Origin of the sequence: Elizabethkingia argenteiflava (genome assembly GCF_009904105.1) — a bacterium.
GTDB lineage: Bacteria > Bacteroidota > Bacteroidia > Flavobacteriales > Weeksellaceae > Elizabethkingia > Elizabethkingia argenteiflava.
Genome location: NZ_JAAABJ010000001.1, coordinates 1 through 314 on the forward strand (window position 1 = coordinate 1; position 314 = coordinate 314).

A 314-nucleotide genomic window follows, 5' to 3' on the forward strand; every position below is an offset into this window, starting at 1 on the left:
TAGATAATATTCTGTTCTTAAAGCCATCAAAGGATTTCGCATAGTTTCTTCTAATCATAAACTGATCACATAATTGCGAAAATAAGGTTTCGATGCGCTTTCGGGATTTTCTAAAAATATAAGGCTGAGGCTTATATCCATGTTGATTTTTTCGCATAGGTACTTCCATATTAATCTGGTTGTAAGCAAATAAGTCTCTTTGATAATCAATACTCAGATCACCTTTGTCTCCTAATATTGTACAATTTTGATACAAGTGCTTAATATCTTTGAGATAATGAATATCATGTACAGAAGCTTGTGTTACATCAAAA

The 314-nt window shown here is 31.2% G+C and carries 1 protein-coding gene; it reads right to left on the bottom strand.

What is annotated here, in order from left to right; genetic code table 11:
- On the bottom strand, nucleotides 1-314 hold a 314-nt coding region (locus tag GNY06_RS00005), incomplete at both ends, for a transposase (RefSeq protein WP_166518286.1).